10 protein-coding genes are annotated in these 13378 nt (G+C 38.1%); 3 read left to right on the forward strand and 7 right to left on the reverse strand.

Going from position 1 to position 13378, the window contains the following annotated elements:
- Positions 1–22: 22 nt before the first annotated feature.
- Positions 23–700, reverse strand: coding sequence for a porin family protein (locus tag V7S79_RS03360; RefSeq protein ID WP_459489139.1), 678 nt, complete (start codon positions 698–700; stop codon positions 23–25).
- A gap of 107 nt (positions 701–807) precedes the next feature.
- Here V7S79_RS03360 and radA point away from each other — a divergent pair, with 107 nt between their 5' ends.
- Positions 808–2187, forward strand: a complete 1380-nt coding sequence (radA, locus tag V7S79_RS03365; RefSeq protein ID WP_459489140.1) for a DNA repair protein RadA — start codon at positions 808–810, stop codon at positions 2185–2187.
- On the opposite strand, the gene truA is transcribed toward radA, so the two are convergent.
- From truA to dinB, 4 genes are all read right to left on the reverse strand, one after another.
- On the reverse strand, positions 2162–2917 hold the full coding sequence (truA, locus tag V7S79_RS03370; RefSeq protein ID WP_459489141.1) for a tRNA pseudouridine(38-40) synthase TruA: 756 nt from the start codon (positions 2915–2917) through the stop codon (positions 2162–2164). The genes radA and truA overlap by 26 nt on opposite strands.
- Before the next feature lie 7 nt (positions 2918–2924).
- A complete protein-coding gene (gene purL / locus V7S79_RS03375) occupies positions 2925–5153 on the reverse strand; it encodes a phosphoribosylformylglycinamidine synthase subunit PurL (RefSeq protein WP_459489142.1) in 2229 nt (742 codons plus the stop codon).
- A 203-nt stretch (positions 5154–5356) separates the two neighbouring features.
- Positions 5357–8287: a DNA polymerase III subunit alpha gene (locus tag V7S79_RS03380; RefSeq protein ID WP_459489143.1), complete on the reverse strand. Its 2931-nt coding sequence runs from the start codon at positions 8285–8287 to the stop codon at positions 5357–5359.
- 167 nt (positions 8288–8454) lie between these two features.
- The gene (gene dinB / locus V7S79_RS03385) at positions 8455–9597 is read right to left on the reverse strand and encodes a DNA polymerase IV (protein WP_459489144.1); all 1143 of its coding nucleotides are present in this window, start codon (positions 9595–9597) and stop codon (positions 8455–8457) included.
- A 108-nt stretch (positions 9598–9705) separates the two neighbouring features.
- Between dinB and V7S79_RS03390 the strand changes: the two genes are divergently transcribed.
- Entirely contained in the window at positions 9706–10404 is a 699-nt protein-coding gene (locus V7S79_RS03390; protein WP_459489145.1) for an XRE family transcriptional regulator, read from the forward strand.
- A gap of 130 nt (positions 10405–10534) precedes the next feature.
- Positions 10535–12658 (forward strand): Tex family protein, encoded by a 2124-nt coding sequence (locus tag V7S79_RS03395; protein WP_459489146.1) that lies wholly within the window; start codon positions 10535–10537, stop codon positions 12656–12658.
- A gap of 159 nt (positions 12659–12817) precedes the next feature.
- On the opposite strand, the gene V7S79_RS03400 is transcribed toward V7S79_RS03395, so the two are convergent.
- Both V7S79_RS03400 and V7S79_RS03405 read right to left on the reverse strand, forming a co-directional pair.
- A complete protein-coding gene (locus tag V7S79_RS03400; RefSeq protein ID WP_459489147.1) occupies positions 12818–13138 on the reverse strand; it encodes a heavy-metal-associated domain-containing protein in 321 nt (106 codons plus the stop codon).
- Positions 13139–13155: 17 nt separating this feature from the next.
- Entirely contained in the window at positions 13156–13377 is a 222-nt protein-coding gene (locus V7S79_RS03405) for a heavy metal-binding domain-containing protein (protein ID WP_459489148.1), read from the reverse strand.
- Between the last annotated feature and the right edge of the window lies 1 nt (position 13378).

Consider the following 13378-nt stretch of genomic DNA (forward strand, 5'->3'; position numbering starts at 1 on the left):
CTAATCAGGGTTCCCCCTCTTTTTATAAAATTTTTATTCCTACTGTTACTTGTACCAAACTAGGTTTTTGTGATAATGTCACACCTGCAGGCACTTTAATATCTTTTGCAATGTCTGTTAAACTTCCTTCATATTTAACATCCAAAGTAATTCCTAATAAATCTATTCCTGCTCCTACTTGATAAGCCAATTGAGATTTGGACAAACCATTGGCAATGGACCCACCTAAATAATTGTTAAAAGCGGCATCAACCGACTCATTCGCAGATAGTTGATAAGAGGCAACAGGTCCGCCTAATAAATGTAAATGCCCCAATTTGATACCTAATAACAAGGGGACATCAATATTGGTATAATTAATGTCAACCAATTTTTTATCGCCAGTAACTGCATTGGTCGCATTAAATGTCCCGCCTTTGGCAGAAAACAACAATTCAGGCTCTAAAAAAATATTTTTACCTAAACGAGCATAAACCCCTGCCACATAACCCGTCTGATTTTTAGCATTTTCAACATAAAATTGATTAAATCCACTACTTAATAAAGAAGTGTTAAGTGTCGATAAATTGACACCGCCTTTAATGCCTAGCCTGAAAAAGCTATCCGTTGCGGCTTTTACGCCTTTGAACTGCGCTTGCATATTTTGACTCATCCCAAGACAAAAAACAAGCAAAAAGAGTATATTTATTTTATTTTTCATGCTTCTATAACGATCAAAAATCAATTAGCTTGTAAAATTATCCTTTTTCGAGCGAAAAAAAAGAAAAAACCAAATCAAAGCGTAATTTTGAAGTCTAAATTTTAAAAATGGCTAAAGCTAAAACTTCTTTTTTTTGTCAATCTTGCGGACATTCTGCTCCTAAATGGTTAGGAAAATGTCCATCATGTGGTGAATGGAATACTTTTGTGGAGGAATTGATTGAAGTAAGCACCCATCCTGCTGAAATTTGGAAGACAAAGACTGGAGTAAAACCAAGTTCCAAGCCAAAATTATTGGATGAAATAAATTTCGAAAATCATCCCAAATTAATTTGCCAAGACAGTGAATTTAATCGTGTGCTTGGAGGCGGAATTGTACCGGGTAGCTTAGTTTTAATTGGTGGCGAACCTGGAATAGGTAAATCGACACTATTATTGCAAGTCGCATTGGCTTTAAAAGGCCCTAAAACACTTTATGTAACTGGAGAAGAATCGGATCAACAAATCAAATTAAGAGCCGATCGTTTAGGCACAAAATCCGAAAGTCTTTATTTATTAACAGAAACAAATACCCAACAAATATTCAAGCATTTAGTTGAATTAGAACCTGATTTGGTCATAATTGATTCTATTCAAACCCTATTTTCGGACAAAATTGAATCGGGCCCGGGCAGTGTTTCCCAAGTTCGAGAATGTGCCGTAGAATTAATGCGATTCGCGAAAGAAAGTGGTACACCTATTTTTTTAGTCGGTCATATTACCAAGGAAGGCTCCATTGCGGGTCCAAAAGTATTAGAACATTTGGTGGATACTGTGCTACAATTTGAAGGAGATCGACATTTGATTTATCGAATTTTAAGAACTACTAAAAACCGATTTGGAAGTACATCTGAATTAGGTATTTATGAAATGTTAGGATCTGGTTTAAGACCAGTGACAAATCCATCAGAAATTTTACTTTCACAAAGAGATGAAGCTTCTTCTGGAATTGCCATTGGGACACTTTTAGAAGGAAATAGGCCTTTATTAGTTGAAATACAATCATTGGTTACTAATTCAACGTATGGAACCTCTCAAAGAACGGCAACAGGTTATGATGCCAAGAGATTAAATATGCTATTGGCCGTTTTAGAAAAACGAGGAGGTTATAAATTAGGTACTCAAGATGTATTTGTCAATATCACCGGCGGCATTCGTGTAGATGATCCAGCATTAGATTTAGCCACTTGCCTTTCGATTGTATCTTCTTATGAAGATAAAATTATTGATAGTTCCATTTGCTTTGCGGCAGAAGTTGGCTTAGGTGGAGAATTAAGATCAGTAACAAGGATTGATCAACGAATTGCGGAAGCTGAAAAATTAGGTTTCAAAGAAATCTGGATCAGCAAGTATAACTTGAAAGGCGTTAATTATAAACCTAAGGCCATAAAAGTCAATTCAGCTGCCACCTTGCTAGATGTAATTATGAACATTTGGAGGAAAAAGTAGCTTCAGGAAATTCTACTTTCATGAGATGTAATCCTTGAGCTGGCACTGCCCTACCAGCCATTTGTCGATTTTTGGAATGTAAAATTTCTTGTAAATCGGATTTTGTCCATTTTCCTAAACCAATTTCCAATAAAGTTCCTACAATGGCTCTAACCATGCCTCGCAAAAATCTATTTCCTTGAATGGTAAAAATCAACTCATCTCCTCTTTTTTCCCATTTGGCATAAAAAATGGTGCATTCAAATGTATACACCTCCGTTTTAACCTTTGAAAAACATTGATAATCAGTATGATTCAGCAATATTTCAGCTGCTTCATTCATAGCATCTATGTCTAAATCCACTTCAAACCAATACGCCGATTTAAATAAAAATGGATTTTTCTTTTGGTAAATACGATATTCATAGGTTCTAGATAAAGCAGCAAAGCGAGCATAAAAATCATCTGAAACCTGATAAACAGCTTGAACAGCCAAAGTAGCAGGGAGCATCCTATTCAATCGATAAACCAAATCAGATTTAATTTCTCCATCAAAATCGAAATGCGCATATTGTTCGTGCGCATGAACTCCTGCGTCAGTACGGGAACTACCCACTATATCAATGGGATGTCTTAACAATTTAGAGAGGTACAATTCCAATTCAGATTGAACGGTAATTGCATTCGGTTGGATTTGAAATCCATGATATGAGCCGCCATCGTACGAAAATTGTAAAAGATAACGGCTCATAAGGAAATTATACTATAGCTTTTTCTAAAGCTGTAAAATACGAATTAGAAGCATCGGATAAACTGGAAACTACCTTTCCATCTGCGATAAAATCAGATCCTTTAACCACTCCTAAACTTGAAAATGCCACATTTTGTGCTTTCAAAGCTTCTTCAAACTCAGCTTTTTTCGCTGCTTGAACAGAAACTAAAACTCTACTTTGCGCTTCACCAAACCAGAACGCATCTTTACGGAAATTAGAGTCGGAATTAACTTCAAATCCTAATTTCTTTGGAAACGCAGATTCAATCAATGCAACCATTAAACCTCCATCTGATAAATCGTGGGCAGATTGAATTAATTTATTTTCGATTAAACTAGCAATTCCCTTTTGAACTTTTTGTTCAGTCGCTAAATCAAAATGAGGAGCTGGAGAAGCTTTTACTTTTCTGTATGAATATAAAAATTCAGAAGAAGCGATATCTTGAACACTTTCACCTACTAAATAAATCAAATCACCTTCATTTTTAAAATCAAGGGTCATTTTGTTTTCTGCTTTTTCAAGAATTCCTAACATACCAATGGTTGGTGTTGGAAAAACAGGACCTTCATCAGAAGATTGATTGTAAAAACTAACATTACCACCTGTAACTGGAGTTTCAAACGCTTCACAAGCTTTTTTCATTCCTTTGATAGCCCCAACAAACTGCCAATAAACTTCTGGAACATAAGGGTTACCAAAATTTAAGCAATTCGTGATTGCCACTGGAACTCCACCAGAACAAACAATATTTCTAGCAGCCTCTGCAACTGCCATTGCACATCCTTCTTCTGGATCCGCATTAACATATCTTGAATTACAGTCGACAGTAATTACAATCGATTTATTAGAACCATGTACTTTCACTACCGCAGCATCTGAAGGCGCATTAGTGTTACGATTCGCACGACCGATCGAAGAATCGTATTGTTCTGCTACCCACTTTTTAGAAGCTATATTTGGATGATTCATTAAGAAATCAACCACTTTAGGCAATTCCGAATCAGTCAAATCAGGTACTGCATTGATATCAAATTTCTTAAACTCTTGGAAATAAGCTGGCTCTTTGTATTCACGATGATACACTGGAGCACCACCGCCTAAGACTAAATCATCTGCTGGAACATCAGCAACTAATTTTCCATCTTGAAAAAATTCCAAACGCTTGGTATCAGTTACTGTACCAATTTGCTCACAATTTAAATCCCATTTATCAAAAATGGCTTTAGCTATCGACTCTTTTCCTTTTTCAACAACGATTAACATACGCTCTTGAGATTCAGACAATAAGATCTCAAAAGGTTTCATGTTTGCTTGACGAGTAGGCACTTTGGAAAGATCAATGATCATTCCATGTTCCCCTTTGGCAGACATTTCAGAAGTAGAACAGATAATTCCTGCTGCCCCCATATCTTGGATACCAACTACACAACCTGTTTCTATAATTTCCAAAGTAGCTTCCAACAATAATTTTTCTTGGAAAGGATCTCCCACTTGTACCGCTGGTAATTTTTCAGAAGATTTTTCTGTGATATCTTCAGAAGCAAAACTTGCACCACCAATACCATCTTTACCTGTTGCAGAACCTACTATAAATACAGGATTACCCACTCCATAAGAAATAGCGGAAGCTTGTGTTCCAACCTTTAATATACCCGCAGAAAATGCATTTACTAAAGGATTTGTAGAATAGCAATCATCAAAAAACACTTCACCACCCACTGTTGGAATACCAAATGCATTACCATAATCGCCAATTCCTTTCACTACTCCTTTGACCAACCACTTTGTTTTGGCTAATTCAATATTTCCAAAACGCAAGGAATTCAATTGTGCAATTGGACGGGCTCCCATGGTAAAAATATCACGATTGATACCTCCAACACCCGTTGCAGCTCCTTGATAAGGCTCTAATGCAGAAGGGTGATTGTGCGATTCAATTTTAAAGGCACAACCCAAACCGTCTCCCAAATCAACCAAACCAGCATTTTCTTCACCCGCTTTTGCTAACATACGCGGTGAGTCCTTGGGTAATGTTTTTAACCAAACGATTGAATTTTTATAACTACAATGTTCGGACCACATGACAGAAAAAATAGACAATTCAGTAAAATTAGGCTTACGACCTAATATTTCTTGAATTTTATCATATTCCTCTGGCAATAATCCTAACTTTCTGGCTGTTTCAAGGGTGGGTAAACTTTCGATTGATTCCACAAAAAAATATTTATTTGAATAAAAATAAATGCATAAATGCACGAAAGGACAAAGGTAATAAAAGAAAAGAGAAGAGAGAAAAGAGAAGAGATAAAATAAAATAAAAGAAAAGAGAAGAGAGAAAAGAGAAAAGAAACATATCCAGTGGCTGAGGTTCTCGAAGCCACCTATTACCTCTTACCTCTTACCTATTACCTCTTACATCACTCCCCGTACCTCGGATCTACCTTCCAAGCTAATTTGCGAAGCATAGTGACGCGCAAGGAACGATGACCGTGCTCTTCCATGACGATTCCATACATCCAATATACTCCTGAGCCTTGAAAAGAATACTTCTTTAAATCACTCGGAAAATGAACCGTATCAAAAAACTCTCCTTTTTGATCTAAAAAATAACCAAAATACATCCGATCTCCATTTTTAGTCCGAGTCGGTTTCAAGGTCACTAAATAACCTAAAATACTACCATTTTCCCCATAGAAACCTGCTGTTAATGTGCTTTCAGGGAGTTCATTGAGCAATAAAAAAGGATCACACAAAGGAAAACCCAATAATTCCCATTGATCAAAAGCATCCTCAAGGGGATCGTGCAACAACTCAGGTAAAATGCCGATATCTGCCACATCATCTGCAAACATATCCATCGAAACCAATTGAGGCACTTTACCATGAAAACGCGCATGAGCCTCCCACAACAAAGGCTTTTTGGAAACTCCCAAATTCCGAAATGCACCAATCCGGATCAAAAGAATGGCCTGCTCCAGTCCCACCGAAACCCTTCGAGCAAAATCATCCCAAGAACGAAAAGGCCCTCCCTGCTCTCTATGCATTAACAAATCGGAAATAACTCGCTTTTCCAATCCTTTTACATGCACCCAACCCAAATAAACAATTTCACCCTCTATGCGAGTAAGAAAATCACTTTCATTGATTTCCGGAGCTTCCACCCAAGCACCTGATCGCCTCGCTTCATGCACGTAAAATTCCGTTCGATAAAACCCTCCGAAATTATTGATTACTGCTACCATAAACTCGCGCGGAAAATACGTCTTCAAATACAAACTTTGGTAACTCTCCACAGCATAACTCGCCGAATGCGCCTTACTAAACGAATAACCACTAAAGCTTTCCATCTGTCGCCAAACTTCTTTGGCCACAGCCAAGTCATAGCCTTTTTCGGCGCAATTAATAAAAAATGCTTCCCGAATACGAGCAAATTCATTTTTAGACCGACTTTTACCCGACATCCCTCGGCGTAATACATCGGCTTCAGCCAAGCTCAAACCCGCAAAATAATGCGCTACTTTAATCACATCTTCCTGATAAACCATAACCCCATAGGTTTCCGACATTAATTCGCCCATCAAAGGATGCACTGGCACATAACTATCTGGCGCGTGATGCCGATCAATATAGGCTTTCATCATGCCAGAACTAGCCACGCCTGGACGAATGATGGAACTTGCCGCCACTAGCGTTAGATAATTGTTGCAATTGAGTTTCTTAATCAATTGTCGCATGGCGGGCGATTCAATGTAAAAACAGCCCATGGTTTCATGTATTTCCAATTGCAAACGAATATTTTCATCGCGCATAAAATCCTGAACCCGGTGTATATCCAAATCCACTCCCCTATTTTTTCGAATAATATCCACCGCTTCTTTGATATGCCCCAAGCCTCTTTGAGACAAAATATCAAATTTGGCAAAACCAATTTCCTCCGCCACATGCATATCAAATTGGCAAATGGGAAAGCCTTTTGGCATTGGCTCCAATACCGTATAATGACTCAATGGTGCATCTGAAATCAAAATTCCACCCGCATGAATGCTCAAATAATTAGGAAAATCAAGCAATAAATGACCATATTTAACAATGAGCCGATGCAGCTGATCGCCTCCCTCTTTACGAATCAAAGAATCTGGCTCCAACCAAGCATCCACTTCCGCCTTGGGTAAACCAAAAACCTTGGCCAATTCCCGGTAAATCGACTTATCCCGAAAAGTAACATAGGTGGCCAATAAACAAACGTGTTTAGCACCGTAGCGTTTAAAAATATAATCAATGATCTCATTCCGCTCATCCCAAGAAAAATCAATATCAAAATCGGGTGGACTACTTCGATGTACATTGATGAATCGCTCAAAATACAAATCCAATTCAATGGGATCCACGTCGGTAATTCCCAAACAATAAGCAACAATGGAATTTGCCCCACTTCCTCTCCCCACATGAAAATAGCCCCTCGAACGGGCATAACGTATAATGTCCCACGTTATTAAAAAATAGGCATCAAACTCCAGCTGATGAATCACTTTCAACTCTTTTGCTAGTCGCTCTTGCGCTTGCTTATTCCTACGTGAATAACGATACGAAAGCCCCTCTGTCGCTAATTTGCGCAACAAATTTTGGTCATCTTCCTGACTTGACCCAAAGAGTTTTCTATTTTTCGACAAATGAAATTCAAAGCTAAATGAACACGTTTCCAAAATCCGTTCAGCTTCTTCTAATAGTTCAGGGAAATCAGAACAAAATGCGTTTAATTCATCTGGCTTATACCATCGTTCATATTCCTTGGCTTGAGCACTTGCAGGTAATTTGCTCAACAAAACATTTTTGTCAATCGCACGCAACAAACGATGCATGGAAAAACCTTTTTTATCGATAAAAGTGGCGGCTTGACACCAAACCAATTGTTCTTTTTGCTTGATTTTCCAGAGAAAATGACGATCCCCCGCATTCACCCCAAAACGCTCTTGTTGCCCTAAATGACCTATCTCCGCACGTCGTTTCAAAGGAAAAATCGTCCAAACATCTTCCCATTGTGGTGGCCGATTCGGCCAAGGCTCTTTGGATAATAAATAAGTAGTCGCAAAAGCATTGATCTTTTCTAATCCACCCGGATTTTTAGCCAAACAAATAAAATGTAAGTCATCTTCCTGCCGAAATTCCATTCCCAACACGGGCCTAATCCCCTGCAAATGACAAGCCTGTAAAAAATCATAAATTCCCGACACCCGATGAATATCCGTCAAAACAAGCACCTTATAGCCATACGCCACCGCCACCTCCACCATCTGCTCTGGTGAAAGCGTTCCATAACGTAAACTGTAATAAGAATGATTATTTAGCATCGGATTTTAGTTATTAGTTATTAGTTATTAGTTATTAGTTATTAGTTATTAGGGATTAGGGATTAGTTATTACTGTTTAGGTTCAGTGTTTAGTTATTAGGATTTATTAGTCTTATAAAGATTTTCCAATAACTAATCCCTAATAACTAATAACTAATCCCTAATAACTAGTTCCCGCTTGCTCTCGCTAAAGAAAAAAGCCCATACCGAGTCCTAATTTTATCCATTGCATCGTACAAAGGAGCGAGTTTAGCGCCTTCATCAAATAAATTCAATTGCTCTTGACCTTGCAATAGTTTAGAGAATCGAATACCAATCAAGCGAATCAATAATCGTCGATCATATAACTTTTCGAACAATTCCAATACAACAGGTATCAAACGATGATCACTGGCTGTGGCGGGCAAAGCCATTTGCCGCGTATGTGTATCAAAATTGGAATACCTCAGCTTAATTGTCACACAAGAAGTACAATTGCCCAATTTTCGTAAATCAAAAGATAATTGCTCTGTCATTTGAATTAATAAACGTTGTAAAAAATCAATATCTGTGGTGTCTTGCTGAAAGGTCATTTCTTTCGACAAAGATTTTTGCTCATAATAAGGCACCACTGGTCTTAAATCAATGCCATTGGCCCTTTCCCAAAGCATCACGCCCGATTTACCAAAAGTCTTCTCCAACACTTTCAAAGGCATTTGACTCAGTGTACCCACCTGAGAAATACCCATATTTCGCAAGGTTTGCGCAGTCACAGCACCAATCATCGGAATTTTAGTAACCGACATAGGAGCCAAAAAAGCCTTTTCCTCCCCAGCAGGAACCATGAATTGCCCAGCAGGCTTTACATGATTCGTGGCCACTTTGGAAACCGTTTTATTCACCGACAAACCGAAAGAAATTTGCAAGCCGATTTGTTTTTGAATCCTTTGACGTAAATCGGCCGTAAACTGAAAAGCCCCCAAAAAGCGTTCCATCCCCGTCATATCCAAATAAAATTCATCAATAGATGCCTTTTCAACCAAAGGTGCACGCTCCGTAATCAATTGCGTCACCATATCGGAATGTTGCGAATAAGCCTCGAAATCGCCACGCAAAACAATGGCATCTGGGCACAGTTTCAGCGCAACCCGCATTGGCATGGCCGATCGAACGCCAAAGGTCCGAGTCTCATAACTACAAGCCGCCACCACCCCACGATCTGACATCCCACCCACAATCACAGGCTTACCCATGAGTCGATTATCCCGTAAACGCTCCACCGAAACAAAAAAACTGTCTAAGTCCATGTGGACAATCGCACGATTTTGCATAACTTTTTTAGATATTTGGCTATTTTGAATACATTTTGTAACTTCGATTAGTCAAATAGAAATTATTGAATAACAATTTTATTCAAAATAATAACATAATCAAAAAATATGAGCACATTTTTTAGTCAAAATTTACGTTTTTTACGCAGCAAGATGTCGGAGAAAACTTCCCAAGAAAAAATGGCTGAATTGTTACAAATCAAAAAACCAACCTTAGGCTCTTATGAGTCAGGTAGAGCTGAACCTAAATATGCCGATTTGATAGCAATTACCCAGTTTTTCAATGTAGAAATTGATGAAATGCTCACACAAGATTTATCTACTAAAGTTCCCGGAAGCAAAGCTAATAAGCTACGTATTTTAGCTACAACGGTTTCTCCAGACAATGAAGAAAACATTGAATTTGTACCTATTAAAGCTGTTGCAGGCTATGCGAATGCCTATGATGACATTGATTTCATCAAAGAGCTTCCTACTTTCCAAGTTCCTTTTCTATCCAGAGATAGAAAATACCGTGTTTTCCCTATCAAAGGAGATTCCATGCTACCTCTTCGACCTGGATCATTGGTATTTGCGGAATACGTGGAAGATTGGACACAAATAAAAGATGGAACCATTTGCATCGTAGTAACCAAAGAAGATGGTGTTGTTTTGAAAAAAGTGATGAACCACTTAGCCGAAAAAAATGTCCTCATCCTTAAATCAACCAATAAAATTTTTGATCCATACCCTATTTTAGGTACAGAAATACAAGAAATCTGGAAATTCGCTGGGTATTTTTACAATGAATTCCCAGAAGAATTATGAGTTATGAATTATGAATTATGAATTATAAGTTATGAGTTAGCTGTCCTTCTTCTTTAACTCATAACTCATAATTCATAACTCATAATTACTTCATAACTCATAATTCATAATTCATAACTCATAATTACCCATGCTCCTCCCCTATAAAAAATTCGCTGATAGCCTACAAATAACTGAAAACCAAGTTCGAAAAACCATCGCTCTTTTGGAAGAGGGAGCGACTATTCCTTTTATTTCCCGATACAGAAAAGAAATGACAGGTAGTTTAGATGAAGTTCAAATCGCACAAATACGCGATTTAATGGAGGCATTTATAGAACTAGAAAAACGCCGCGAAGCCATCCTGAAATCTTTGAAAGAAATGGACAAACTAAGTCCAGAACTTGAAAAACAAATTTTAGGCGCAGAAACACTCGCTAAACTCGAAGATTTATACCTACCCTATAAACCCAAAAGAAAAACCAAAGCGACCATCGCCCGAGAAAAAGGCTTGCAAGAATTAGCCGACCTGATTTTTCAACAAAGAATGGTCGACATCCATGAAATAGCAAAACCTTTTATCCAATTAGACAAAGGTGTAAACAATATAGAAGAAGCTTTAGCGGGGGCACGCGACATCATTGCGGAACAAATGATGGAACAAGCGCCTGCCCGAGAGGATGCAAGGGAATTATTCGCCAAACATACCCAAGTAAAATCCAGCGTCCAAAAAGATAAAAAAGAAAGTGGAATCAAGTACAAAGATTATTTCGATTGGTCTGAATCCCTGTCCAACGCTCCCTCACACCGGATTCTTGCCCTGTTAAGAGGTGAAAACGAAGGTGTATTGAATTTGAACTTAATTGGCCCAGACGATGAAGTTTTGGCAAGATTAGAAAATAGGTACATCACTGGCCGAAATGCAAGTTGCGCGCAAGTAGAATTAGCAATTAAAGATGGCTACAAACGACTTTTGCAACCTGCCATGGAGACAGAAATGAGAGCAGCTGCCAAGAAAAAAGCCGATGAAGAAGCGATTCGAGTTTTTGCAGAAAACATCAGACAACTACTCTTGGCTGCACCTTTGGGACAAAAAAGAGTCATCGCACTTGATCCAGGTTTCAGAACAGGTTGTAAATTAGTCTACCTCAACGAACAAGGAAATCTCATCGAAAACACCACCATTTACCCACATACTGGCACTGGACAAGCTCAAGAAGCTGCTCAAACCTTAAAACATTGGGCAAAAACGTATCAAGTAGAAGCCATAGCTATCGGAAATGGCACCGCGGGTAGAGAAACAGAAAGCTTCGTCAAGTCGCTAAATCTACCCAACGTACAAATCATTATGGTCAACGAAAGCGGAGCTTCCATTTATTCTGCTTCCTCTGTGGCTAGAGAAGAGTTTCCTGATAAAGATGTAACCGTTAGAGGCGCAGTTTCCATTGGAAGAAGACTCATGGACCCATTGGCGGAATTAGTCAAAATCGACCCGAAATCGATTGGTGTGGGACAATACCAACATGATGTGGATCAGAAAAAACTACAAGCATCATTAGATGATACGGTTATCTCTTGTGTCAATTCTGTGGGTGTTGAAATCAATACAGCCTCCAAGCAAATCCTTTCCTATATTTCAGGACTAGGACCTCAATTAGCGCAAAATATTGTTGATTATCGGAGTAAAAATGGGCCATTCAAAAAAAGGTCTGAATTGAAAAAAATTCCAAGACTCGGCGACAAAGCCTTTGAACAAGCCGCAGCATTTTTACGAATTCGAAATGCATCCAATCCTTTGGATGCTAGCGCAGTTCATCCAGAAAGATACGATTTAGTGGAAAAAATGGCGAAAGATGTCGGCTGTAAAGTGAGTGATCTACTTACTTCTGATACTTATCGAAAACAAATAAAATTGAGTCAATATGTGAGTCAAGAAGTTGGTTTACCAACCTTAAATGACATCATGAATGAATTGGCTAAGCCAGGACGTGATCCTAGAGAACAATTCGAAGCCTTTTCGTTTACAGAGGGGGTTAATGAAATCAAAGATTTACGAATTGGCATGAAACTTCCAGGTATCGTTACCAACATAACCAATTTTGGTGCATTTGTTGACATTGGTGTTCACCAAGATGGACTTGTACATGTAAGTCAATTAGCCAATAAATTCGTCAAAGACCCCAACGAGGTCGTAAAAGTCCAACAAAAAGTAATGGTAACTGTCACAGAAATCGACGAGGCTAGAAAAAGAATTGCGCTTTCGATGAAAATGTGATTTTTGAGGTAATAGGTAAGAGGTAAGAGGTAAGAGGTAAGAGGTAATAGGTAATAGGTAATAGTTCCTTTTCTCTTTTCTCTTTTCTCTTTTCTCTTTTCTCTTTTCTCTTTTCTCTTTTCTATTACCTATTACCTGTTACCTTTTACCTAAAAAAAATCACTTCTTCTTACAACAATCAGACAATTTATCATAACCCGCTTTATCGGCTGGGACATCATCTGCATCGTAACCTACCTCGGCAATAGCTTTACGAATTGCCAAGGCATTTGTTTTATCAGAATTAAATTCGACAGTAACAACTTTATCGTCTAAATTCAAATTCGCACTCTTAACACCTTTGGTTAAAGCTAAATTCTTCTCAATTTTAGCCTTACACATCTCGCAAATTGCAGAAGTCTTAATCTTTAAAACTTCCTTTGGACCTGCCAACAACAAGGTTGGGATAGATAACAAGGTCAATAAAATGATCTTTTTCATCTTTTGTATCTTTTAAATTATTTCTTAGCTACCACTAATTTTAAATCCATGGTACATGCAGGACATTTCCCTTTTTTTGCATAAGTTTTATCTCCTTCGCATTTCATTGGACACTGGTAAACTTCTTTTTTATCTGTTTTACCTGCTTTTTTCTCTTGCTTCACTTGAGCATGATCGTGTTGTGAATTCGCTCCGAAAGCACCTAAAATAATAGCTGAAATTAAAATGAACTTTTTCATA

Source organism: Aquirufa sp. ROCK-SH2 (assembly GCF_054558315.1).